Source organism: Mitsuokella apri (assembly GCF_051886055.1).
GTDB lineage: Bacteria > Bacillota > Negativicutes > Selenomonadales > Selenomonadaceae > Mitsuokella.
In genome coordinates, this window is sequence record NZ_JBJEXT010000074.1 from 18514 (window position 1) to 43131 (window position 24618).

24 protein-coding genes are annotated in these 24618 nt (G+C 51.1%); 21 read left to right on the forward strand and 3 right to left on the reverse strand.

The window, feature by feature from the left end:
• Positions 1–23: 23 nt before the first annotated feature.
• From ACI4OH_RS11520 to ACI4OH_RS11595, 16 genes are all read left to right on the forward strand, one after another.
• On the forward strand, positions 24–590 hold the full coding sequence (locus tag ACI4OH_RS11520; RefSeq protein WP_432647670.1) for a cyclase family protein: 567 nt from the start codon (positions 24–26) through the stop codon (positions 588–590).
• 21 nt (positions 591–611) lie between these two features.
• Positions 612–1925, forward strand: a complete 1314-nt coding sequence (locus tag ACI4OH_RS11525; protein WP_439784768.1) for a Y-family DNA polymerase — start codon at positions 612–614, stop codon at positions 1923–1925.
• A complete protein-coding gene (locus ACI4OH_RS11530; RefSeq protein WP_439784769.1) occupies positions 1885–2133 on the forward strand; it encodes a hypothetical protein in 249 nt (82 codons plus the stop codon). The genes ACI4OH_RS11525 and ACI4OH_RS11530 overlap by 41 nt, the downstream gene beginning before the upstream one ends.
• Positions 2130–2546, forward strand: coding sequence for a YolD-like family protein (locus tag ACI4OH_RS11535; protein ID WP_432647668.1), 417 nt, complete (start codon positions 2130–2132; stop codon positions 2544–2546). Before ACI4OH_RS11530 ends, ACI4OH_RS11535 begins: the two co-directional genes overlap by 4 nt.
• A 128-nt stretch (positions 2547–2674) precedes the next feature.
• A complete protein-coding gene (locus tag ACI4OH_RS11540) occupies positions 2675–2923 on the forward strand; it encodes a type II toxin-antitoxin system Phd/YefM family antitoxin (protein WP_432647667.1) in 249 nt (82 codons plus the stop codon).
• A complete protein-coding gene (locus ACI4OH_RS11545) occupies positions 2923–3186 on the forward strand; it encodes a Txe/YoeB family addiction module toxin (RefSeq protein ID WP_432647666.1) in 264 nt (87 codons plus the stop codon). The genes ACI4OH_RS11540 and ACI4OH_RS11545 overlap by 1 nt, the downstream gene beginning before the upstream one ends.
• A gap of 102 nt (positions 3187–3288) precedes the next feature.
• Positions 3289–4716, forward strand: a complete 1428-nt coding sequence (locus ACI4OH_RS11550) for a M61 metallopeptidase family protein (RefSeq protein WP_439784770.1) — start codon at positions 3289–3291, stop codon at positions 4714–4716.
• Between the two features lie 41 nt (positions 4717–4757).
• On the forward strand, positions 4758–5360 hold the full coding sequence (locus ACI4OH_RS11555; protein ID WP_439784771.1) for an RNA 2'-phosphotransferase: 603 nt from the start codon (positions 4758–4760) through the stop codon (positions 5358–5360).
• 49 nt (positions 5361–5409) lie between these two features.
• Complete coding sequence (locus ACI4OH_RS11560) at positions 5410–7914, forward strand: excinuclease ABC subunit UvrA (protein WP_439784772.1); 2505 nt, start codon at positions 5410–5412, stop codon at positions 7912–7914.
• A gap of 37 nt (positions 7915–7951) precedes the next feature.
• Entirely contained in the window at positions 7952–8896 is a 945-nt protein-coding gene (locus ACI4OH_RS11565) for an ADP-ribosylglycohydrolase family protein (protein WP_439784773.1), read from the forward strand.
• Between the two features lie 128 nt (positions 8897–9024).
• Positions 9025–10413, forward strand: coding sequence for an ATP-binding protein (locus ACI4OH_RS11570; protein ID WP_439784774.1), 1389 nt, complete (start codon positions 9025–9027; stop codon positions 10411–10413).
• A 98-nt stretch (positions 10414–10511) separates the two neighbouring features.
• Positions 10512–11279, forward strand: a complete 768-nt coding sequence (locus ACI4OH_RS11575; RefSeq protein WP_435721914.1) for a helix-turn-helix domain-containing protein — start codon at positions 10512–10514, stop codon at positions 11277–11279.
• 148 nt (positions 11280–11427) lie between these two features.
• On the forward strand, positions 11428–13086 hold the full coding sequence (locus tag ACI4OH_RS11580) for a glycoside hydrolase family 43 protein (protein WP_435721915.1): 1659 nt from the start codon (positions 11428–11430) through the stop codon (positions 13084–13086).
• An 18-nt stretch (positions 13087–13104) separates the two neighbouring features.
• Positions 13105–14352 (forward strand): MFS transporter, encoded by a 1248-nt coding sequence (locus ACI4OH_RS11585; RefSeq protein ID WP_435721916.1) that lies wholly within the window; start codon positions 13105–13107, stop codon positions 14350–14352.
• 101 nt (positions 14353–14453) lie between these two features.
• Positions 14454–16505: a beta-galactosidase gene (locus ACI4OH_RS11590; protein WP_435721917.1), complete on the forward strand. Its 2052-nt coding sequence runs from the start codon at positions 14454–14456 to the stop codon at positions 16503–16505.
• 178 nt (positions 16506–16683) lie between these two features.
• Complete coding sequence (locus tag ACI4OH_RS11595; RefSeq protein ID WP_439784775.1) at positions 16684–17133, forward strand: Hsp20/alpha crystallin family protein; 450 nt, start codon at positions 16684–16686, stop codon at positions 17131–17133.
• Positions 17134–17310: 177 nt separating this feature from the next.
• Here ACI4OH_RS11595 and ACI4OH_RS11600 read toward each other — a convergent pair whose 3' ends face one another.
• Entirely contained in the window at positions 17311–18198 is an 888-nt protein-coding gene (locus ACI4OH_RS11600) for a LysR family transcriptional regulator (RefSeq protein ID WP_435721919.1), read from the reverse strand.
• A 132-nt stretch (positions 18199–18330) separates the two neighbouring features.
• Here ACI4OH_RS11600 and ACI4OH_RS11605 point away from each other — a divergent pair, with 132 nt between their 5' ends.
• The 3 genes from ACI4OH_RS11605 to ACI4OH_RS11615 all read left to right on the forward strand — a co-directional run bounded on the left by ACI4OH_RS11605 (position 18331) and on the right by ACI4OH_RS11615 (position 21280).
• Positions 18331–19515, forward strand: coding sequence for an MFS transporter (locus ACI4OH_RS11605; protein ID WP_435721920.1), 1185 nt, complete (start codon positions 18331–18333; stop codon positions 19513–19515).
• 3 nt (positions 19516–19518) lie between these two features.
• The gene (locus ACI4OH_RS11610) at positions 19519–20031 is read left to right on the forward strand and encodes a cyclophilin-like fold protein (RefSeq protein ID WP_439784776.1); all 513 of its coding nucleotides are present in this window, start codon (positions 19519–19521) and stop codon (positions 20029–20031) included.
• 115 nt (positions 20032–20146) lie between these two features.
• Positions 20147–21280, forward strand: a complete 1134-nt coding sequence (locus ACI4OH_RS11615) for an alpha/beta hydrolase (RefSeq protein WP_439784777.1) — start codon at positions 20147–20149, stop codon at positions 21278–21280.
• A 141-nt stretch (positions 21281–21421) separates the two neighbouring features.
• Here the strand turns inward: ACI4OH_RS11615 and tnpA are convergent, their stop codons facing one another.
• A complete protein-coding gene (gene tnpA, locus ACI4OH_RS11620) occupies positions 21422–21610 on the reverse strand; it encodes an IS200/IS605 family transposase (RefSeq protein WP_439784784.1) in 189 nt (62 codons plus the stop codon).
• Positions 21611–21633: 23 nt separating this feature from the next.
• Here tnpA and ACI4OH_RS11625 point away from each other — a divergent pair, with 23 nt between their 5' ends.
• On the forward strand, positions 21634–22914 hold the full coding sequence (locus ACI4OH_RS11625; protein ID WP_439784778.1) for an RNA-guided endonuclease InsQ/TnpB family protein: 1281 nt from the start codon (positions 21634–21636) through the stop codon (positions 22912–22914).
• Between the two features lie 211 nt (positions 22915–23125).
• A complete protein-coding gene (locus ACI4OH_RS11630; RefSeq protein ID WP_432647295.1) occupies positions 23126–23704 on the forward strand; it encodes a beta-class carbonic anhydrase in 579 nt (192 codons plus the stop codon).
• Positions 23705–24008: 304 nt separating this feature from the next.
• Here ACI4OH_RS11630 and ACI4OH_RS11635 read toward each other — a convergent pair whose 3' ends face one another.
• Positions 24009–24554: a glutathione peroxidase gene (locus ACI4OH_RS11635; RefSeq protein WP_432647294.1), complete on the reverse strand. Its 546-nt coding sequence runs from the start codon at positions 24552–24554 to the stop codon at positions 24009–24011.
• Positions 24555–24618 lie beyond the last annotated feature (64 nt).

Sequence of the window (24618 nt, forward strand, 5' to 3'; positions counted from 1 at the left end):
ATTTATGGAAGGGTTATGAGCATATGAAGATTGATATTACCTTGGAAATAACCCCAGAACTAGTCGATGATGCACGAAGAAGTCTTCATAAATTCAACATGGAACATTTCGGCACGCATATTGATGTGATGGACAAGGCCTTCCCGCTTGAGTATGTGGAGCGGCAGGGCATATTTTTTGATATCAGCGATATTCGGGACCGGGAAGTGACGACTTCCGATATCGACCTTGATAAAGTGAAGGCCGATATGTTTGTCGGGTTCTATTCCGGCTTCATCGAGGCAAAGGGATATGGGACAAAAGCTTACCTCGGTACGCATCCCTGCTTGTCAAAAGAGCTGATTGATGCCCTGCTGAGCAAAAAAATCTCCCTTATCGGCGTGGATTTTTCCGGCGTGCGCAACGGCAAGGAACATAAGCCGACGGATCAGTACTGTGCGGACCGCGGTGTCTTCATCGTGGAAAATCTCTGCAGCTTGAGAGATGTGGTCAAGGCCGGCGGACAGGGCAGGGTCAGCACGTATCCGGTCCGTTATGCGGATATGACGGGACTGCCCTGCCGGGTGGTCGTCGATATAGCCGATATATAGATATATAAAGGAAGTGAACGCATGCCTACGTATCTTGCCATCGATCTCAAATCGTTCTATGCGTCGGTGGAATGCCGTGAGCGGAATCTCAATCCTCTCACGACAAATCTCGTGGTCGCTGACCCGACACGCACCGCAAAGACCATCTGCCTTGCCGTATCGCCGTCTCTCAAGGCCTACGGCATTCCGGGGCGTGCGCGTCTTTTTGAGGTCATTCGCTGCGTGGAAGAGGTCAATCGCAGGCGCCGTTTCTTTGCACCGCGTCGGATGCTGACGGGCAAATCGTCAGATGCGGAGGAACTCGCTGCTCACAAGGATTTTGCCGTCGATTACATCGTCGCCCCGCCGCGCATGGCCCTTTACATGAAATACAGCACGCAGATTTACCAGATTTATCTGCGCTACGTCGTGCCCGAGCTCATCCACGTCTATTCGATTGACGAGGTCTTCATCGATGTGACGAATTACTTGAAGTACCGGAACATCACGGCCCATCAGCTGGCCCGCCAAATCATTCAGGACATCCTCGACGAAACGGGCATCACGGCCACGGCCGGCATCGGCACGAATCTGTATCTTGCTAAAATTGCCATGGATATCGTGGCCAAGCATATGCCGGCAGACAAAGACGGCGTACGCATCGCCGAGCTCGACGAGATGAGCTATCGCAAAAATCTCTGGCATCACGAGCCATTGACGGATTTTTGGCGCGTCGGCAAGGGCTATGCCAAAAAGCTGCAGGAAGTCGGACTGCGCACCATGGGCGATATTGCCCGCTGTTCCCTCGGCCAAAAATCGGACTATTATAATGAAGATTTACTTTACAAAATGTTCGGCGTCAATGCCGAACTCCTCATCGACCACGCCTGGGGCTGGGAGCCCTGCACGCTGGCCGATATCAAAGCCTATCAACCGGAAAATCACAGCCTCGGCTCGGGGCAGGTCCTGCAGGAGCCGTACACGCACGAAAAAGCCCGTCTCGTGACTTGGGAAATGACGGACCAGCTCGTGCTCGACCTCGTGGCCAAGCAGCTCGTCGCCGACCAGCTCATCCTGACCGTCGGCTATGATATCGAAAATATGAAGAATCAAGCCGGCCACAAAGCCTATAGAGGCCCCGTCCACGTCGACCGCTACGGCCGTACCGTGCCGAAAGCTGCCCATGGCTCCATCAACCTCGGCAAATACACGTCCTCAAGGCCGCCTGATGCTGGCGAAAATGATGGAACTCTTCGACAAGATCACCAATCCGGACCTGCTTGTGCGCCGCATTACGATTGTAGCCAACCATACCATGCGGGAAGAAGATATCCCGAAAAAAGCACCGGCAGCTGAGGAAATGGACCTTTTCCGTGACTATCAGGCCGAGGCAAGGCAAAAAGAGCAGGAAGCAAAAGACGAGCAGCGTGAGAAAAAGATACAGAAAGCCATTTTGGCCATCAAGGACAAATACGGCAAGAACTCCCTGCTGCGTGCCGCCAACCTGCAGGAAGGCGCGACGATGATTCAGCGCAACGGGCAGATTGGAGGTCATAAGGCATGAGCGAGCAGAGAAATTACGATGATATCATCAACCTGCCGCATCCCGTCTCCAAGCATCATCCGCAAATGCCGCGCGAAAAGCGAGCAGCCCAGTTTTCACCCTTTGCCGCTCTGACCGGCTACGACGATATCCTCGCCGAATCCACGCGGCCGCTCGTCCAGCGCATCGAGCTGTCCGACGATGAAAAAGAGCAGCTCGACCGCAGAATGCAGGAACTCATGGCAAGAATTCAGAAGCATCCGAAGGTCACAATCACCTATTTTCAGCAGGATATGACGGCTGATGGCGGAACCTATATCACGGCCACCGGACGCCTGCAGAAAATCGACACCGTGAGGCATTGCCTGCTTCTGGAAGGAAGTCAATGGATTTGTCTGACCGATGTTTTATTTTTTAACAATTATAACTGTTAAATTTATACATAATAAGAATTTTATCAGTTATAACCGATGAATGATACGCATAGAAAAAGGAGATGTTTTCAAAAATCTTGCCGCTCTACACTATGTACGCTATAATGTACGTATAGGGAGGGGATATTATGCAGATCATGAATGCAACGACATTTCGTAAGAATATCTATCAGACGCTAAGTCAGACGGTCGAATACAATGAGCCCGTATGCATTACAGGGAAACAGGGGAATGCGATTCTTTTGAGCGAGGAAGATTACAGGGATATGCTTGCTACGCTGGAACTCTCAACGAATCCTGCCATGCAGAAAAAAATAGTGGATGGTCTTAACACACCTTTAACTGAATGCCTTGACGAAGATGCGGTGAAGTGGTGATGTGGAAACTCTACTATACAAAGCAGGCTGCAGCAGATATACCAAAGCTAAAGGCAGCACACCTTGATAGCAAAGCAAAAAAATTAATCGCAGTCATAAAAGAAAATCCCTTTCAAAATCCGCCGCCATACGAGAAATTAAAGGGAAATCTTTTAGGAGCATACTCCAGGAGAATCAATATACAGCACAGATTAGTGTATCAGGTGTATCAGGAAGACAAGGCTGTAAAGATTATCAGCATGTGGACACACTACGAATTTTAGCAAACCACAGCCTGCAGACTCTATCTGCACATGTATCCATCCACTGAACGCAAAGAGGCTGAACAGTTTTGCAGTCCGACAGTAGAGGGAGCGTGATTGCCAATGTATTTTCGCAAAAGTTTAGGGGTGGCTGTTCTGGCCAGTGTCTTTCTAGCCGGCTCTGTTGAGGCGTCGGGGATGTTTCCTTTGGGCACGAATGTTCTTGCCCATAAGTCTCCGGACGGAAATGTCGCTTTTGTAACAGGCCCAGACGTGCCGCTGCTCAAGGTATACAGACCAGACGGCAGTGCAGCTGTCTATTATTTCGAATTTTGGGATCAGAGCCGCAAACTGGCTAAGCAGCAGGGACCGATTCACGCCCGCCTGCTCGCGGACGGGCAGGAAATTCCGCTGACACCAGTGGGCAGTGAAGCCGATATGCATGCAGCCGACATTTTTTCGGGGCAGTACTCTGTCAGCGAAGCAGCTTTGCAGCAGGCCGCCGGGGCGAAGTCGTATCAATTCCAGCTGGTCAATGAGGAAGGGAAAGTCCTTTGGCAACAGGAAGGCAAGGGCAAGACGACACAGGCCATTGGCAGACTCTTAGCGGCCAGGCCGCAAAGTTATTTGCGCGAAGGCGTGATCCGTGATGAAAAAGCGTCGGATTCGGTCCGCCGTGACGCCAGACCGCGCATCTTTTTGCCGAATGTCTCTCCGACGCAGGTGCAGGCATGGCTGTTTCTCCATCGTCAGTCTCTGCTGAAAGACAAGCTTGGCAAGGCTCTGTACGAGAACTTTGATTTTTATTATCATAAAAAGGATTCGGATATCGTCGTGTTTTCCGGCAGACCGCTTGGCGATGGACTGCCGCTGATTACGTTTGAGACACGCCCGTATAACGGCGGTACCATGCTGGCGCTGATGAAAGACCAGGAGAGGTACGACCGCTGGCAGGGAGCATCTTATACGACTGGCATGATGCAGGCCGACGATGACATCGTGAGTCTGACTTCGACTTGGCGTTTTCTTGATGACCAGTGGGATGGATTTTTGAACGATGCCTACAAGGCCTTTAATGATTACGCGGACTTCGGCTTCGCCTTGAACATGACTCATAAAAAAGGCGAGGGCAACCGTTTCTTCGTGGCTTCCGTGCGCGAGGATCTCCCTGCTTTGGCAAAAGGGGACGAACTTCTGTCTCTGAATGGCGAGAACGTGGCCTGGTACAAGCCCAATGAACTGCAGCTGAAACTTTTGCAGATGAAAAAACCGGCAGTATTCCATATTCGCACGTCAGCGGGGGAAGAACGCGATGTGAGCATTGCGCCTGTCATAAAGAGCAAAGAGAATGCTGCTGTCCTGCCGACTGACCGGGATGCATTTTTCAAAGCGCATAAAATAAAAGGCGACAATTCTGCCGATGTCAATGCCGGCAACTATCCAGAGCTTTTCATGCTTGCGGATTCTACGTACAAGCAGCCATCGGTACGGGAACTATGGGAAAAGGCACAGCAGGAAAAAGCAGCGGCAAAGGCCGCTAAGAAAAAATAGTCTGCACGGACGGACAGTGGCCGGCAGGGGGATGGAAATCTATGGAAAACGACGAATTAACTTCGCAGGAAGTCAGGCACAGCCGCAAAATTGCCTGTGTTCTGCGCCATCATCCGGAGCAGATTGGCATCCGGCTCGACAGGCACGGCTGGGCTGACGTCAGGGAAATGCTGCAGGCCCTGTCTGCGCACGGTACGGAGTGTTCCATGCAGGAACTTGAGCGCATCGTCCTCTATAATGATAAGAAACGCTTTGCCTTTAACGAGGACAGGACAAAAATTCGCGCCAGACAGGGGCATTCCATTCCTGTCGATGTCGAACTCAAAAAAGCTGTGCCGCCTGCAGTGCTCTATCACGGCACGATTGAGCCAAACCGTATGAGCATTGAGGAAAAGGGACTCCTGCCGATGAACCGCCTGTATGTGCATCTTTCGCCGAATATCGAAACAGCCAAACGCGTGGCTGGACGGCGCCAGAAGAAAGGGCCTATCCTGATTTACGAGGTAGATGCCAAAGCCATGCTGCGTGACGGCTGCACGTTTTTCCTGTCGGAAAATGGCGTCTGGCTTACGCAGATGGTAAAGCCTGTTTATTTGAAGGCGCTTGAATCCATGGCATGCTGTCACCATGACTTCAAAAAATGACAGCCATGTGTGAGACGGTGCAAATCGGTAAAAGAAAAGAGTTGCGTTCATGATGAACATAACGGAACAGCCGCAAAACATCATAGTAAGAGGTGCGCGGGTTCATAATCTCAAGAACATTAACGTAAATATCCCGCTTCATGGCATTACCGGCATTGCCGGCGTGTCGGGCTCGGGCAAGTCCTCCCTTGCCCTTGGCGTCCTGTACGCAGAGGGCTCGAGGAGGTATTTGGAGTCCCTTTCGACCTATACGAGAAGAAGGATGACGCAGGCATCCCGCGCGGATGTGGATGAGGTGCTTTACGTACCGGCAGCACTTGCCCTGCACCAAAGGCCCGGTGTCCCGGGAATCCGCTCTACTTTTGGCACTGGAACAGAATTGTTGAACAGCCTGCGATTGATGTTTTCCAGACTGGCTTCACACAGATGCCCGAATGGCCATTATGTAGAGCCGAGCTTCAAGGTAGCCCTGATGCAGGACCTTGTCTGCCCAGTGTGCGGCGAGCATTTTTTAGCGCCCGGTGCCGAGGATTTGGCCTTTAATTCGAGCGGCGCCTGCAAATGCTGCGGGGGAACAGGCATGGTCCGGACGGTGGACCGGAGTACGCTGATTCCCGATGAAAGCCTGACCATCGAGGAAGGAGCCGTGGCGCCATGGAATTCTCTCATGTGGTCGCTCATGACGGATGTCTGCAGGGAAATGGGCGTCCGGACGAATGTTCCTTTTAAGGACCTGACGGACAAGGAAAAAGCCATTGTCTACGACGGCCCGATGGTGAAAAAACACATTCTTCACCGGCCAAAGAAGGCCACGACGGCGGATGCGGTCGAACTGGATTTTACCTACTACAGCGCGACAGCTACGGTCCTTAACGCCCTGAACAAGGTCAAGGACGAAAAAGGCATGAAGCGCGTAGAAAAATTCCTGAAAGAGGATGTCTGTCCGGAATGCCACGGAACGAGACTTTCAGATGCAGCAAGAGCGCCGAGAATCATGGGCATCTCGCTGGCAGATGTCTGCAAAATGACGCTGAAGGATTCCATCGCGTGGGTCAAAAAAGTGCCGGCTTCCCTGCCTGAGGACATGAGGCCCATGGCGAAAAATATCTGCGAGTCTTACTTGGAAGTCGCTGCAAGGCTCATGGACCTTGGTCTTTCGTATCTGACGCTCGACAGGGCATCCGCTACGCTCTCGACAGGGGAACGGCAGAGAATGCAGCTGGCAAGGGCTGTGCGGAATCGGACGACAGGCGTGCTGTACGTTTTGGATGAACCTTCCATCGGCCTTCACCCTGCCAATATCGTGGGCCTGAATAACGTGATGCATGACCTCGTGCGGGATGGAAATTCCGTCCTGCTGGTTGACCATGATACGCAGATACTAAAGGAATCGGACTGGCTTATCGAAATGGGGCCGGATGCAGGAGCCAAAGGCGGCACGGTCATCGCCGAGGGAACAATCCGCGATATGGAAAAGAACAATTCCTCCATCATCGGCAAATACCTCAGCGGCGAACAACATGCCCAAAGAAAAGGCACGCGGGAAAAACCTTTTGCCAATGGTGAAATTTTTATGCAGACAGAAGCACTGCATACCGTAAAGCCTCTGGAGATTTATATTCCCAAGAAAGGACTTACCGTGGTCACAGGCGTGTCAGGGTCAGGCAAAACAACCATGATTCTGGAGAGTCTGGTGCCGGCACTCGATGCACTCTGCAACGGCAAAGCGATGCCAAAACACGTAAAGAAAATCGAGGCAGAGGGCATCTCGCATGTAAAACTGATTGATGCCACGCCAATCGGCATCAATGTCCGCTCAACCGTCGCGACTTACGCGAATATCCATGATGAGCTCAGAAAACTATACGGAAGAACGGCAGCCGCGAAAGAGCTGGGCTGTAAAGCAGGCGATTTTTCCTATAACACCGGCAGACTGCGCTGTCCGGTCTGTGATGGAACGGGGCAGATTTCACTGGATGTACAGTTTTTGCCGGACGTGAATATCCCGTGCCTAGAATGCAGGGGTTCCCGTTACAGTAAGGAAGCAAAGAAGATACGGCTGCAGAACAGGGCAGGAAAAGAGTGTTCCCTGCCGGAGCTCATGGCTATGGATGTCAATACGGCACTCGAGTTTTGTGCAGATATGAAAAGAGTACAGTCAAGGCTCCAGATTCTCCGCGACCTCGGGCTCGGCTATCTCACACTTGGCGAGGAAACGCCCGGACTTTCAGGCGGAGAGGCCCAAAGATTGAAGCTGGCCTCAGAAATGGGCCGGCAGCAGGACGATTCCGTATTTGTCTTTGACGAGCCTACCATAGGCCTGCATCCAAAGGATACAGAGACACTCCTGCAGGTGTTCCAGACCTTGATTGACAAAGGAGCGACCGTCATCGTCATCGAACATGACTTGGACGTTATAAAAAGTGCGGATTACATTATCGATATGGGCCCCGGCGGCGGTGAAGAAGGCGGCAGGGTTGTCGCGAGCGGCACGCCGGAAGAAATAAAGGCATGTAAGGAGAGCATCACGGGAAGATTTCTGGCTTCATGGTAAGGAAAAATTGCAGGGCGTAGAAAGAGAGGAATATACGATGCGCAAAGAAATGATTCGTGCGATGATTTACGGCCATGCGGTAGGCGATGCCCCCGGTGTGCCGGTGGAGTTCAGCTCAAGAGAGCAGCGAAAAAAAGACCCCGTCAAAGAAATGCGGGGTGAAGGAACGTATCATATGCCAGTCGGCTCGTGGTCGGACGACACGAGCATGACACTCTGCCTGCTCGAAAGCCTGAACCGGCTCGGCAGACTCGACTACGATGACGTCATGAAGAATTTCACACGCTGGCTTTACGAGCAGAAATTCACGCCGGCTGGCGTTGTTTTTGACGTCGGCATGACAAGCCAGATGGCCGTCCGACGCCATGTTGACGGCATCGCGCCGCTTGCCTGCGGCGGACGGGGCGAGCGCGACAACGGCAATGGCTCGCTCATGCGCATTGCGCCGATGGTCATTTACTGCGAGGAACATAGCGGACTGACGCTCAATGAAGAAATGGCCGCAAAGATTCATGATGTCTCAGCCCTGACACACGCGCATCCGAGAAGTCAGGCTGCCTGCGTCATCTTCGTCGCAACGGCCTTAAGGCTGCTGGCAGGCGAGCCGATTTCTCTGGCCATCGAACAGGGCGTTCAGGAAACGCACCGCCTCTATCAAGATAAACCGGAATACCGAGAAGAACTCCTGCATGCCTATCATCGCCTGTTGAACCTCTCCGCCTTCCGCCGTCTGCCGGAAGAAGCCATCAAGAGCAGCGGCTATGTCGTCGATACTTTGGAAGCGGTCTTCTGGTGCCTGCTGCACAGCAATAGCTACAAGGAATGCGTCCTGCGTGCCGTCAACCTCGGCGAAGACACCGACACCATCGCGGCCATCGCCGGCGGACTTGCCGGCATTATCTATGGCTATGAAGCCATTCCATCCGAATGGGTAGAGGCACTGAAGGGAAAAGAGCAGATTGAGACCGCACTCGGTAATTGATGCAAAAGTCTCGTCTACACATTTTACAGACGAGACTTTTTGATTTTGTGACGCCCCTAAAATATTATATTTTAAAATATAATATTTTAGAGTATAATATTATAAAGACTATTTTAGAGGTGATTTCGATGAAATTCGTAGACCGTGACCGTGAATTGCGGACGCTGCAGCAGGAGTATGCGCGTACGTCTTCGTCTATGGTTATTATTTATGGACGTCGGCGCGTCGGCAAGACGGAACTCATTCGTCATTTCATCGAGGATAAGCCGTCTCTTTACTTTTTAGCTACGGAAGAATCCGAAGCAATGAACCGCGAAGCATTTCAGCAGCTGACAGCTGATTTTCTTGACAACGATCTGCTTCGTGACAGCGTGCTCACGCGCTGGGAACCAATCTTTCAGCAGCTTGCGCAGGCAGCTGAAAAACAGCGTCTCATCATCGTTATCGATGAATTCCAGTATATTGGCAAAAGCGATCCGGCTTTTCTCTCCGTCTTTCAGCGCATCTGGGATACAATTCTGCAAAACGCCAATATCATGCTGATTTTATGCGGTTCGCTCGTTTCCATGATGATGTCGCAGACCTTAAATCAAAGCAGCCCTCTCTACGGGCGCCGTACCGCGCAGCTCCATGTACGCCCGATTCCATTTGCTCATTATCATGAATTTTTCCCTTCTTCCTTTTCTCAGGAAGAATTGATCAAGCGCTACAGCATCACCGGCGGCGTACCGAAATATATTGAAATGTTTGTCAAGGATGAGGAACTCGCCAAGGCGGTACAGGAAAGTATCCTGACCCCTTCAAGTTTTTTGTTTGATGAGCCGACTTTCCTCCTGCAAAAAGAAGTCTCGGATATCGGCAGCTACTTTTCCATCCTGCGTGTCATCGCTGCCGGCAATCATAAGCTGTCGAAAATTGCAGCCATGCTGCAGCAGAAGCAGACCAATCTTCCGCGCTATCTGAATGTCCTGATTGATCTCGACTTATTGGCACGGGACGTTCCCGTTACCGAAAATAATCCGGCCAAAAGCAAGAAGGGAATTTACCAAATACGGGACAATTTCATCCGTTTCTGGTTTCAGTTCATCTATCCGAATCGGAGCTATCTGGAAATGGGCCATACGGACATCGTGCTCAACCGCCTGAAGCGAAACTTCATCGATAATCAGGTCAGTTTTGTTTACGAACAAATCTGTCAGGAAAAGCTCTGGTCACTCTCTGCCGAAGGAACGCTTCCCGGCCTTCTGGAACGAGTCGGTCGCTGGTGGGACAATGCACACGAAATCGATGTTGTCGGTCTGTCGGAAGCAGATCAGCTGTTAGTGCTTGGTGAATGTAAGTTTTGGGCCGGTCCTGTCGGCATGAATGTTCTCACGACATTGGAACAAAAGGCCGCATTCGTGGACTGGCACAAGGAAACGCGCACAACCATGTACATCTTGTTCAGCATCCACGGCTTCAATGAGGATCTTCGTGCGGCAGCGGCGGTCCGCAAAGATATACTGCTCATTTCCTAAATGGATGAGCCAGAACAAGAATATAGGAAAAAGAATAGAATGCCTTGCAAAAAATAGAGCATCTATGTAGGGAAAGATGCACAAGGGGGAATGGTCAAATGATGTGGGAAGAGGAAGATTCAAAGCAGGCGCGAATGCTGCAGGAGATCCAGCGCCGGATTCTGGAAATTAATATGGAGCGGCGGGAGTTGTCTCTGCCGCATAATCCGTACGATCAGGAGGAGCGGGAATTCTCGAGCATCGAGCAGGGGGACAGCGAAGGGCTAAAAAAGGCCCTCGCGGAAAAACGTACGGGCACGATGACGGGTAAGCTTGCCGACACGCCGCTTCGCTCTGCGAAAAATATCGGCATCGTAATCCTGACGTTGGCTTCACGTGCGGCCATCCGCGGCGGACTCGATCCGGAAACGGCTTTTACCGTAGAAGACGCGTACTCTCAGCAGCTTGAAAAGCTGGAAACAGAAGAAGAGGTCGATAAACTCGCGCGGGAAGCGGAGTTTTATTATACTTCGCTCGTAGCAAAGCTACGTCAAGCCAAGCGGGATGACGATTTGACTGCACGCTGCAAAAACTACATCCAGCAGCATATTCAGGAACCCCTGCGCCTCAATACCATCGCCAATGATTTCAATCTGTCAACGGATTATCTTTCCGCGCATTTTTCGCAGATTACAGGCGTTCCCCTGAAAGAATATATCCTGCAAGCCAAAATTCGTCAGGCAACTGACCTGCTTCGCTACACAGATCAGCCCATCAACATTATCAGTTCGTATTTATCCTTTTCATCGCAAAGCCATTTTGGCAGTGTTTTTCAGAAGTACACTGGGCTCACACCAAAAAAGTATCGAAATAAATACAAAGAATAAAATCTAATACGGCATTTCTTATATTTAGGACGCATTTTTTATAGAATGCGTCTTTTTTATTCGGTATGATATAGGTATAGACGATGCGTGTACGTGAACGCACAACGTACAAATATATACGATTCATAAAAAGAGAGAGGGGCTGTATATGGGGACGATTCAGAATCCAATCATTCCGGGCATGGCACCGGACCCAAGCATTTTGCGCGTAGGCGATGATTACTATATTGCGACATCCAGCTTTCACTGGCTGCCGGGTATTCCTATTTATCATTCGAAAGATCTCGTGAATTGGCAGCTGTTGACGCATGTGCTGCAGGGCAGCGAAGTGGACCTGCGTGGCACGAACACGCCAGCAGGAATCTGGGCCCCGCATCTTTCGTACGATGAGCAGACGAGAAAATATTGGCTGGTCTTCTGCCATATGCAGAACATGGCTGGACGCGAATTCAATGCCGAAAGCTACGCCATGTCGGCCGATGACATCATGGGCCCATGGTCAAGTCCGCTTTACCTCACGTCGATTGGCTTTGACCCTTCGCTTTACCACGAAAACGGCCATCATTATTTGGCGGTTCTCGAATGGGAGACGCGCAGCGGCTATCAGGCGCCGGGCACCATCGTACTTGCAGAAATCGATTTGCAGACCGGCAAGCTCATGAGTAAATGGCAGCGCATCACCAATGGCTTTACAACAAGGGGCTGCGTTGAAGCACCGCAGCTTTATAAACACGGGGATTACTATTATATGATGGCAGCATCCGGCGGCACGGGCTATGCCCACGGCGTTGAAATCGGCCGTTCAAAAAATATCTTTGGCCCGTATGAGCCAAATCCGACAAACGAACCGATTCTCACGTCATCGCCACGCCATCTCTTTTCCCTCGGCGATCCGGATGCCGGCCATTTCGAGATGTATAATCCGCATTCCCTGATGCAGAAAGCCGGCCATGGCTCGCTTGTTGAGACGCCCGACCATGAATTCTACATTGCGCACCTGATGTCAAGGCCTCTTGCGGGAACGACGCGTAATCCGCTCGGACGCGAGACCTCCTTGCAGAAAGTCCGCTGGATGGAAGATGGCTGGCTCGAGCTTGAAGACGGCACAAATCTTGCCAAGATGACGACGCCGGCACCATCTTCTGCGCCAGAAGATGCAAAGCCGGCCAGTCAGGATATCTACGATGCTTTTTCCACAGGAAAGTACAACAAGGCTTTTATGACACCATACCATCAGCCGGACCTTTCGTGGGTCGCGGTAGAAAACAGCCATCTGGTGCTTTCGGGGCGCGGTTCGTTCTTCTCGCAAAACAATCCATCAATTTTGGCCACCCGCGCCACTTCGTTTGCCTATACGCTGCAGACAAAGCTCGATTTCCATCCGGAGCATTTCTCCCAGACGGCAGGAGTTGGCCTGTACTATGACTCGAACAACTGGATTTACGCGCATATCGGCCTGAACGACAAGGAAAATCAGCGCATCATCGCCATCCTGCAGGCCCGACTCGGCATGCGCATCCCCTTTGACTTTGATACCGTGGTCATCCCCGAGGATGCCGTTCCGGAAATCCGTTGGCGCTATGAAAATGGCAGAGCACAGGCATTCTACCGCCTTGATGAGACGGCAGAGTGGCAGGCCCTTGCAGACCCGGTCGATGTTTCATACCTTTCGGATGAAGGCGTCAACGGCGAACCGGGTGAAATCGGCGGCTTTACGGGCCTGTTTAACTTCATCGGCAGCGTCGATGCCTATCAGCATACATCGCATGCGGATTTTTACTATTATAAAGTCGAAAATGATGCCTAAGGGCAGGAGGGAATTATCATGAGTCAAAAAGTTGTTATTTCCATCAAACGCCTGGTACCGGGCCTGATCATCGGCCCTGCCAGCTGGCTTGGACCATATATCGTCATGCTGTCACTGTTCCTGCCGGCACTGCTGCAGGAAATCGATCCCGCGAACAAAGTCGCCATGCTCGCGCTCTTTGCGGCCTCCGGCAGCATTATCTCGGCCATCTCGAACATGGTGGCCGGTGCTCTTTCCGACAGCACGCATTCGCGCTTCGGCAAACGCGCCCCGTGGATTGTCGGCGGCGCCTTTGTCTTCATGCTTTCCATGATTGGCGCAGGCTTCTCGGAAGGCGTCACCATGCTGCTCGTCTGCTGGCTCATCGGTCAGGTGGCCCTGAACTTCATCGTCGCACCGATGGTCGCCTGGCTCGACTTCGCGGAAGATAAGTACAAAGGCACGGCTTCCTCGGCTTACGGCGGTCTCGGCATGGCCCTTGGCAACAACGGTTTCAACGTCATCGGCGCCATGTTCCTCGGTCAGTTCCGTCTCGGTTTCGTCATCTTCGGTGTCATCACGTTCGTCGGCGTCCTGATTGCGACGCTGATTGTCCACGAGCCGTCCAACCTCAATGAAAAAGACGACGACAGCAAGAAAAAAGAGCATTATTCCCTTTCCATGTCGACGCTGCGTCAGGTTTTCCCGGCCTGGCACATCGGCCGCGATTACTATCTTGCCCTGATTGGCAAGATTCTCCTCGGCGTTGCAAACTTCGCCATCACGGGTTACATCCTCTACATCATGACCGACTTCCTGAAGCTCAGCGGCGACATGACGCAGACGAGCATCCAGCTCATCAACTCCATCATGTTCTTCATCGGTGTCTTCATGGGCTTCTTCGCGGGTCCGTTTGCCGATAAATTCAAGATTCTGAAGCTGCCGATTGGCTTTTCGGCTCTGTTCCTCGCCGCAGGCGCGCTGGCACTGTTTGTGCTGCGCGATATGACGGGCATCACCGTCTACGCCTTCTGCGCCGGCATCGGCATGGGCCTCTGGAATTCCCTCGACAACTACCTGAACCTCAAGGTCATTCCGGATAAGGACCGTGTTGGTTTCTTCCTCGGCGTTTACAACGTCGGCAACTCGCTGCCGCAGGCTATCGGCCCGGTCATCGCGGCTACGGCCATCGGCCTCATCGGCTTCTCCGGCGTCTTCGTGATCTCCATGGTCTTCGCGCTGGTTGCCAGCCTCTGCATTTTCGCCATCCGTGGCGTTGCCCGTTAATAGAAAACAAAAAATCGTTCCCGAATCTTGATAGAAGAAAGCGAGGTGAAGCGGGCAGGATACGCCGGTCTTATGGACCGAGGCATCCTGCCCGTATTCTTATGAAAATAAATTCCCTTCTCTACGGTGCAGCGTATTACGACGAATACATGCCCTATGAACGTCTCGAAAAAGACATGCAGCTCATCAAGGACGCCGGCATGAATGTCATCCGCATCGCCGAATCCACCTGGGGCACGATGGAGCCCAAGCGCGGCACATTTGATTTTCACCATATCGACCGTGCCCTCGAGGCTGCCGAAAAATACGGCCTGTACGTCATCGTCGGCACGCCGACTTATGCCATCCCCACGTGGATGGCCAAGGAATGCCCCGATGTCCTGCTTGTGCCGGAACCGGCCATGGTAAAGAACGGCCCTGTCACAGAGCCGGGCCACGAGTTCTACGGCAGGCGCCAGAATATGGATATCGGCCATCCTTATTACCGCGAATGCGCCGAAGAGATGATCCGCGCCCTGATGGAGCACGTCAAGGACCATCCCAGCATCATCGGCTATCAGCTCGACAATGAGACGAAGTACTACGGCAATGCCAATGCGCGCATCCAAAAGGAATTTGTCGCGTGGCTCAAAGAGCGTTTCGGGACGCTCGACGCACTCAACAAGGTCTTTGGCCTCAATTACTGGAGCAATCGTATCAACACCTGGGAGGATTTCCCCGATGTGCGCGGCACGATCAACGCGAGCCTCGCTTCCGCCTTCGACGAATTCCGCCGCGGGACCGTCCGGGATTTCCTCGCCTGGCAGGCTGCCATTGTCAAAGAATATGCCAAGGAAGGCCAGTTCGTCACGCAGAATTTCGATTACGAATGGCGCGGCTGGTCGTTCGGCATTCAGCCGCAGGTCGACCATTTCCAGTGTGCCGAGGTGCTGGACCTTGCCAGCGTCGATATCTATCATCCGACGCAGTCGGCCCTGACGGGTACGGAGATTGCCTTTGGCGGCGACGTCAGCCGTTCGCTCAAGCAGAAAAATTATCTCGTCATGGAGACTGAGGCTCAGGGCTTCCCGCAGTGGACGCCGTATCCGGGGCAGCTTAGGCTGCAGGCCTTCAGCCATCTTGCCAGCGGTGCCTGCGGCGTCATGTACTGGCATTGGCATTCCCTGCACAACTCGTGGGAAACGTATTGGCGCGGTGTCCTGCCGCATGATTTGAAGCCTGGGCGCATCTATCGCGAAGTACAGACAGTCGGTAAAGAGATGGCGCGCCTCTCGAAAGAGCTGCAGGGCCTTACGAAGAAAAACCGCGTGGCGATTCTCGTCAGCAACGAAGCCCTTTCGGCCTTGGAGTATCAGCCTATCGGCGATGTGCTGCGCAAACGCGATTTCAAATATAACGATGTCGTACGCTGGCTCTACGATGCCTTCTACCGCAGCAACATCGAATGTGACTTTTTGCCAGCGACTACGCGAGACTTCCAGGAATATGACCTCATCGCCGTACCTGCCCTCTATACGGCAGAACATGAACTTACGGAAACCCTGAAACAATACGTCAAAGAAGGCGGCCACTTGCTGGCGACTTTTAAGACGGCCTATACGAACGAGAACGTTCAGGTCTATCAGGACGCACAGCCCCATAATCTGACGGATGTCTTCGGGCTCAGTTATCAGGAATTCACCGTCACCCCGAATATGAAGCTGCAGGGCGAAGCATCCCTTACAGGCGCTGAATGCTCCGACTGGCAGGAACTTTTGGAGCCGTCTACGGCCAAAGTTCTCGCTTCCTATGACAACCCGGCCTGGAATGGCTATGCAGCCGTAACCGAAAACGAATACGGCAAAGGCAAAGCCTGGTATCTCGGCTGCTACTTCTCGCCGTCGCATCTTGAAAACTTCGTGCGCGACGTCATTGCGAAAGACCTGCCGGCTATCCGTCCTTACAAGGAGACATTCCCGCTGATCATCCGTCAGGGGTATAACGCCACCGGAAAGAAACTGGCCTATTACCTGAACTACTCAGACAAAGAACAGTCTGTCCCCTATAAAGGCACGAATGCCACGGAATTAATGAGCGGTCAGCCCCTCGAAGATGGCAATATCATCACCTTAGCGCCATGGGACGTACAAATCGTGGCAACAGAAAAAATATAACTTTTTCTTTTTGACCTATTGACTTTTTGACCATTCTGAGTATAATAAGAATTGTAAAGAGGATAAGGGAACCGAGAGAAAGGGTCCAAGGTCCTCGGTACAAATATCAAATGGTTTTGAATCGCCGCCTGATGCTCATCGGAAGGCGGCGGCAAGACGTCGAAAGGGGTTTTTGATTATGTTTGGTTTGGTTCCATTTGTTTCCAACAATGATCTTCAGAAAGAAGAAAACGTATTTGATCGCCTCATGAATGTCTTTGATGAACCGTTTATGCAGAGCTTCCATACTCCGGAATTCAAGGTTGATGTCAAAGACAACAAGGACAGCTACGACCTCACGGCTGAGCTGCCGGGCCTCAAGAAGGAAGACATCTCCCTGACGTACAACAACAATTATCTGACTATCGCCACGAAACATGAGGATACGAAAGATGAAAAGGACGAGAAGGGCAACTACGTCCGCCGCGAACGCAGCCAGAGCAGCATGAGCCGTTCGTTCTACATCGACAACATCGATGAGGGCAAGTGCACGGCAGAGTATAAGGATGGTATCCTTTCCGTCCATATGCCGAAGTCGGCAGAGAAGGCTGAAACGGGTCATACGATCAACATCAATGGCGCCGCTTAAGCCAAGCGTGAAAACGCCTAAAGCTTGACCAACCAAACACCGCGTGTCACCTTCGGGTGGCCGCTGGTGTTTGCTCCATATGCAAGGGACGTCTCTTAAAAGGAGTCAGCATTTTGCTGGCTCCTCTTTTTTTCTCGTGACAAGTATGTAATGGCGTCTTTTTTTATGCAGGAGTCCTTATGCTTTTGCCGCTGAAATGCTCAAAATACGTTCTTTCAGCAGTCTTGCCGCCTCGGAGAAGACCTGATGCTTTTTCCAGATGAAGAACACGCGGCAGGTTTTCGGCGGGTCCAGGGGACGGAACACAAGCGGGCTGTCTTCGGGGAGACTTATAAGCCGGTCAAAGCACAGGACGTAGCCGATGCCTTCTTCGGCCAAAAGAGAAGCATTGTAGAGCAGTGTATACGTGGCGACGATATTGAGTTCGCTTTCGTCTTGATCAAACCAGACGCCAAATTCCTTCCATTTAAGTGCCTGCTGCGAGAGAATCAAGGGGAGTCCGTCAAGGTCTTCTGGATGAATGCTCGTAAGCTTCGCCAAAGGGCTGTCTCTGCGCATCAGGACGCCCCAGCGGTCTTCATAGGAAAGTTCGATATAAGGATAATCCTGCGGCACATCGGGCTGTATCAAGATACCAAAATCCAAGGTGCCTCTTTTCAGATGGTCTTTTACGTTCATGCCATCCATGCTGCGAAAATCATAGTTGACATGGGGATATTCCTTCTGCAGCTCGTGGACGGCATGCGCGATGATCCGCATGCCCGCTGTTTCGCCGCAGCCGATATGCACACTGCCGCTGACGCCTTCCCGTGCATGGGAGACTTCATCGACAGTTTTATCTACGAGTTCGGCAATTTCTTCTGCTCGCTTCTTGAGCAAAAATCCCGCTTCCGTAAGAGTCGTACGCCGATTGCTCCGCAATAGAAGCTTCACGCCGAGTTCATTTTCGAGATCCATGAGCTGACGGGAAAGCGCCGGCTGAGAGACGTGCAATTCTTCCGCCGCATGGGAGATATTTTCCGTTCTGGCCACAGCCAGAAAATATTTCAGGACACGAAATTCCATTTTTATCACCTCTGCCGTCTATTATAACAACATCTGCTATGTGATTCAATTATATCCAGTAAGTATAAATAGGTATTTGTTATAGAAAGCGCCTTATGATATCCTTACCGTAACAGCAAGAAAGGAGCCATTATGCAGACAAACAAAAACCTATTGATCTTCATCCTCATGACCGGAGTATTCGGCATCCTCAATACGGAAATGGGCTTTATCGGCCTTTTGCCCTATATCGCAGAACGCTACGATGTGACCATCGTTCATGCCGGACTGCTCATCAGCCTTTTTGCGCTGGGAGTTGCCATTGCCGGTCCGATTATGCCGCTGCTGTTTTCCCGTTTCAACCGCAAACACGTCATGCTGTTCGTGCTTGGCTTATTCACGGTATGCAATACGATTTCGGTGTTTGCCGCGGATTTCAACCTGCTCTTAGCCGCGCGGGTGCTGCCTGCCTTTTTCCATCCCGTCTACTGCTCGATGGCCTTTACGGTAGCAGCAGCGCTCGCAGGAGCCAAAGATGCCCCAAAGGCCGTGGCCAAAATCAACATCGGGGTATCGGCCGGCATGGTCGTCGGCGTCCCGATCAGCAACTTCCTCGCAGCGAATATCTCCCTGTCCGCCTCCATGTCCTTCTTCGCCATGACGACCTTTCTCGTCATGCTGGCAACGGTCTTCTTTGTTCCTTCTATGCCGGCAGAGAAAAGACTATCTTACGGAAAACAGCTGGCCGTACTCAAAAAGCCCGTCGTCTGGGCCTCAATCTTCGCCGTCATTTTCCTGAACGGTTCGGTCTTCGGTGTGTTCAATTATTGGGCAGCCTATCTTGGGAGCGTGTCAGGCCTTGCGCCAAATCTCATCAGCCTGCTTCTCTTTGGCTACGGCCTTTGCAATATCTTTGGCAGCATGGCCGCGGGCAATCTCCTGTCGAACCGCTCCGAAACTACCGTAAAAGTTTTCCCGTTCCTGCTCGGAGCACTCTATCTCCTGATGCTCACAAGCGGAAGCAGCTGGCCTATGGTGGCCGTGCTTACGCTTTTCTGGGGCATTCTAGCCGGCATCAACGGCAACATCAATCAGTTCTGGCTTTCCCATGCTGCGCCTGAGGCCCCTGATTTTGCCAATGGCCTCTTTCTCACGTCAGCCAATCTCGGTACCATGGCCGCGACAGAAGTAAGCGGCATCTTTATCGACCATTTTGGCATCGAATATGTTATTTGCGGCGGCCTGCTTTTCATCGTCATCGCTGGCATTCTTTTCTGGAGCCAATGCACAAGACGCAGCATGAATCCAGCGGAACTTTCTGTCGAACAGGGGGCATAAACTATGAAGAACAGGAAAATAATCATTCTGGCCTGTCTGCTGGCGTCCGCCTTTCTCACCATCGGCTGCGCCAAAAGCGGCTCACTGGAAAAATCTGCAGCTCAGCCTGAATCTGCCGCAGGGCAGACGGAAGCGGTGCAGAATGCCTCCAAAGAAATAGACAGCCATATCAAGATTTCCGTTGGCAGACATATATTTTATGCCACGCTGGAACATAACGATACGGCAAAAGCCCTTGTAGAAAAACTGCCGCTATCAGTGACCATGACGGAACTGAACGGCAATGAAAAATACTATCGGTTCTCAAGCCCGCTTCCTTCGGCTGATACAAATCCCGGTCAAATCCGTACAGGCGAAATCATGCTGTTTAACGGAGATTACATCGTAATGTTCTACAAAGACTTCCCGACGAATTACCGCTACACAAAGATAGGGCAGATTGAAAATACGGACGGTCTGCCCGAAGCACTGGGAAGCGGGAATGCAGCCGTAACCATAGAACGGGATTCGCCATAACTTATAGACATAACAAAGAATAATTTATAGGTATTTGTTATATAACGTCTATTCGGATATACTGTAAGCAAGATCAATCATAAACATCAGCTCGCACAAAAAAGGAGAACACATCATGTTGAAAAAAGTCATTAAAACCACTTCTCTTGCCGCTATGCTGGCCGCAACGTTTGCGACAACCGCTTTTGCTGCCATGCCGGAAAATGCGACAACGGTTTCTGTACCGGGGCAGACCATTCAGCTCGAACAGAAATGGGATAAGATTTTCCCAGAGTCCAACAAAGTAGATCACCGCAAAGTAACGTTCAAGAATCGTTATGGCTTCACCCTGGCAGGTGACTTGTATGCACCGAAAAACGCCGAGGGAAAAATGGCAGCCATTGCCGTAAGCGGACCTTTCGGCGCGGTTAAAGAACAGTCCAGCGGCCTCTATGCACAGACGCTGGCCGAACGCGGCTTTGTAACACTGGCCTTTGACCCATCCTTTACGGGAGAAAGCTCCGGCACGCCGCGCAACACTGCTTCGCCGGACATCAACACGGAAGATTTCAGCGCTGCTGTAGACTATCTCGGCTCCCTTGACATGGTAGACCGCGATAAGATCGGCATTCTCGGCATCTGCGGCTGGGGTGGTTTTGCCCTGAACGATGCCATTCAGGATACGCGCGTCAAGGCCGTAGCTACGAGCACCATGTACAACATGACCCGCGTCATGGCCAACGGTTATGAAATCAAGATGGATCCAAAGGGCAAATACGACCATGCAGCACCGATGAACGCCGACGCGCGTTACCAGATGAAAGAACAGCTGAACAACAACCGTTGGGAAAGCTCGAAAAACGATTACGCTACATTAGCTCCGGCTAACAATCTGGACCCGGAAAAAGATATTACGCCGGAAACGCCAAAATTCATTGCAGAATACGCTCAGTTCTATCGGACGAAACGTGGCTATCATCCGCGTTCCATCAACTCCAATCCGAATGGTTCCTGGACGAATACTACGCCGCTCTCTTTCATCAACATGCCAATTATGGAATACGCCAAAGAAATGCGTACGCCTGCATTGATCGTGGCTGGTGAAAAAGCACATTCCCGCTACTTCAGCGAAGATGCCTATAAGGCCATCGGTTCGAAAGACAAGGAACTCTACATCGTCCCGGGTGCCAACCACACGGACCTCTACGATAACACCCAGAAAATCCCCTTTGACAAATTCGAGCAGTTCTTCAAGGCACATCTGAAGTAATACTCGCCCGATTCTTTCCCCTTAAATAACAGACATCCCTCAAAAGAAAAAAGAGTCAGCATCTCGCTGGCTCTTCTTTTATTTAAAATGCGGCCAGGAATCTCCTTGCTTTAGCTGGGAGAGGAATGGCCGCAGCCTTGCTTACTTAGAATATTGATTTCGTATGTATTTGACAACCGTTTCCTTGCTCATATTGCCGAGCGTGCTCATATAATAACTATGCGACCAGATGTGACCATTCCAGAATTTATGATACTTGATTTCGGGGTGGTTTTTTAGAAAAAGCCTTGCGCTGCCGCCTTTGAGTGCTCTTATGATATCGGTTATAATATAATTGAGAGGGAGGTGAGATTATGGGACATAAAAAGATGAGCGAATATGCCTATCATTATGGACTGAAAGTTCGCATTTATCCGAGCAACCGGCAGAAAGAAATGATCCGCCGCAATTCGGATGCAGCCCGTTCCGTTTACAATGAAATAGTCGGTACGAACAAAGAAATCAGTTTATTCGGCAAGCTAAATCTTCACATCGACTTCATTGCCAAGCGAATTGAGAACCTGCGGAACAGGATTGCCACGGTGACGGCTTTGAAGAATCGCTTTCCCTGGCTCTGCCATCCAGACATCGATGCCCAAAGTATTGCCAATGCTCGTCAGAATTATCAAAAAGCCTGGCGGCAGTTCCACAAGGTCCATGCGTCTGGCGTGCCACGCTTCCATAAAAAAGACTCCACAGAATCGTATCAGACGAACCCTCATTACGCAAAAGACAAGCCAATTTCATTGTTTACAGGCAATGCCTGTTTTCTCGATGCTCATCATCTGATGCTGCCAAAATTAAAACGCATCCGCTTTCAGTGCTCTCAGAAAATGCTCCAAAAGATTTTTGCTATGGAGAAGGAAAAGCATCGAATTGTCCGTATCGGTACGATCACGATATCGAAAGACGTTACAGGCGATTATTTTGCTTCTTTTCAGCTCGGCTCAGATGAGCCGTTTGTTGAGGCCTTCGCACATACTGGTAAAGAGATTGGTATCGACTTGAACATTGAAAACTTTTATGCCGATTCGAATGGAGTCATTCTGGATAATCCTTCTTATTATCGAAAACAGAAACAGCGGCTCATAAATGCACAGCGTAAGCTTAGTCGACGAATTGTACGGGCGAAAAAGGAACACCGTCCCCTTTGCCAAGCAAAAAATATCGAAAAGCAACGTCAGATTTTAGCCGAGCTTACGTCTGCAGTCAAAAGGAGACGCAGAGAATTTTTACAGCGTACTTCCACGACACTCATCAAGAACCACGATTTGGTCGCAGCAGAAGAATTGCGCAGTAAAAATATGCTGAAGAACCATGCTTTAGCGATGTGCCTTCAGGATAATGGCTGGCGTATTTTTTTGAATATGCTGGAATACAAGGCAAAACTGCACCAGCGGCAGTTTGTTACGGTAGATCCCAAAAATACAACGCAGACCTGTCATAACTGCGGATATGTGATGCGCGGAGAACAAAAATTGACACTTCGCGACCGTGAATGGACATGCCCTGTCTGCGGAATGCACCATATTCGCGATATTAATGCTGCCAAGAATATCCTCGCTAAAGGCAAAGCAAAACTTGGCATAACATGATTTCCTTCGTCCGTTTGGCAACTTGCGGACGTAAATGGCTTTGGTAATTGCCGCGCCTCTGCTGGATGAAGCAGAAATGCCGAACCAGTAAGTGTGGTCTATCTAAGCAAATTGAGGTGCCGTATAGGTTCCCTCAAGCTCGCGACTTTAGTCGCGAGTAGTTGACAAAAATCATGGCCTACTATCTGCCAAAACATGAGGAGGAAGAAAAATGAGTCGTTTAGATGAAATCCTAGCCGCCAACAAAGAATTCGTGGCCCATGGCAAGCATGACTATACGGCAGAGGACATTGCCGCGAGCAAACTGCCGAAAAAGAAGATGGCCATTTTCACCTGCATGGATACGAGACTGACGGAGATTCTCGAGCCGGCCATGGGCATTCAACGCGGCGATGCCAAAATCATCCGCACCGTCGGCAACTATCTCACAGGCGAATTTGATGCCGTCATCCGCAGCCTGATGGTCGCCATCTACGAGCTTGGCGTCGAAGAAATCTTCGTCGTCGGCCATTACGAATGCGGCATGGCCAAGACCACGGCAGAAAGCCTCGCCGCCGCAATGCGTGCACACGGCGTCACGGAAGACGCCATTGCCAAAGTGCACGGCGAGCTTGAAACTTGGGCCGACGCGTTCCATGACCCCGTCGAAAATGTCAAAGACGCCGTGAAAAAGATTGAGCAGAACCCCTACATTCCGAAAAACATCAAAGTGCACGGCCTCATGATCCACCCGCGCACCGGACAGCTCGATGTCATAAAGACGGCATCCGGCAGCAGCCTGACCAAGTAAACGCAGTCATACTCCCCAAAAAAAGAGGAACCCCACTGGTTCCTCTTTTACATGTATTTTGTGGATATGTTGGACATATTGGATCTGTTGGATATATTGAACAACATATCCAACAGATTTTATACACCTGACGATTGAGCGTTTACTCGAATCGCCATCAGCCCGCAATTGGGACCGATGGATTTCATAAACAAAGGCAGTCCGCTGACTTGCATAAGTCGGCAGACTGCCTTTTGTCTGAAAGGGAGTTTGGAGAAATTTCCCCTATATGATCAGCCATTGGGGAACTGGCTGTAATCACCTGTCAATTCAGGTATTCAAGCAGGCATTTTTCAAGGTCCTTCAGGGACTCCGTTGGTTCGAAGCGGGCAACGACATTGCCCTGACGGTCTACGATGAACTTCGTGAAATTCCATTTAATGTCCGGATTTTCCTTGTAATGCCAGTCACGCTGACGAAGCAGCAGACTCATGCCCATTGCCTTCGGACCGCTGCCAAAGCCCTTGAATCCCCGCTGGGACTTCAGATAGGTATAAAGAGGCAGTTCATGTTCGCCGTTGACATCCGCTTTCTTCATGCGGCGAAACGTCGTATTGTATTTCAATGTGCAAAAATTTTGAATGCCCTGATCATCCTCCGGGGCCTGTCCGAGGAACTGATTGCAGGGAATATCAAGGACTTCCAGCCCCTGCTCTTTATATTTCTCATAAAGAGCTTCCAATGCCTTGTACTGCGGCGTAAAACCACAGTGCGTAGCGGTATTGATAATCAGCATGACCTTGCCGCGAAAATCATTCAGCGGAACTTTATTGCCCTGATTATCTTCCAGTTCAAAATCATAAATCGTCATTAAAATCCCTCCGCCTGTCGTGATTATTTCTTCTCTTTAAAGGCACTTTTCGGCTGACCGCAGA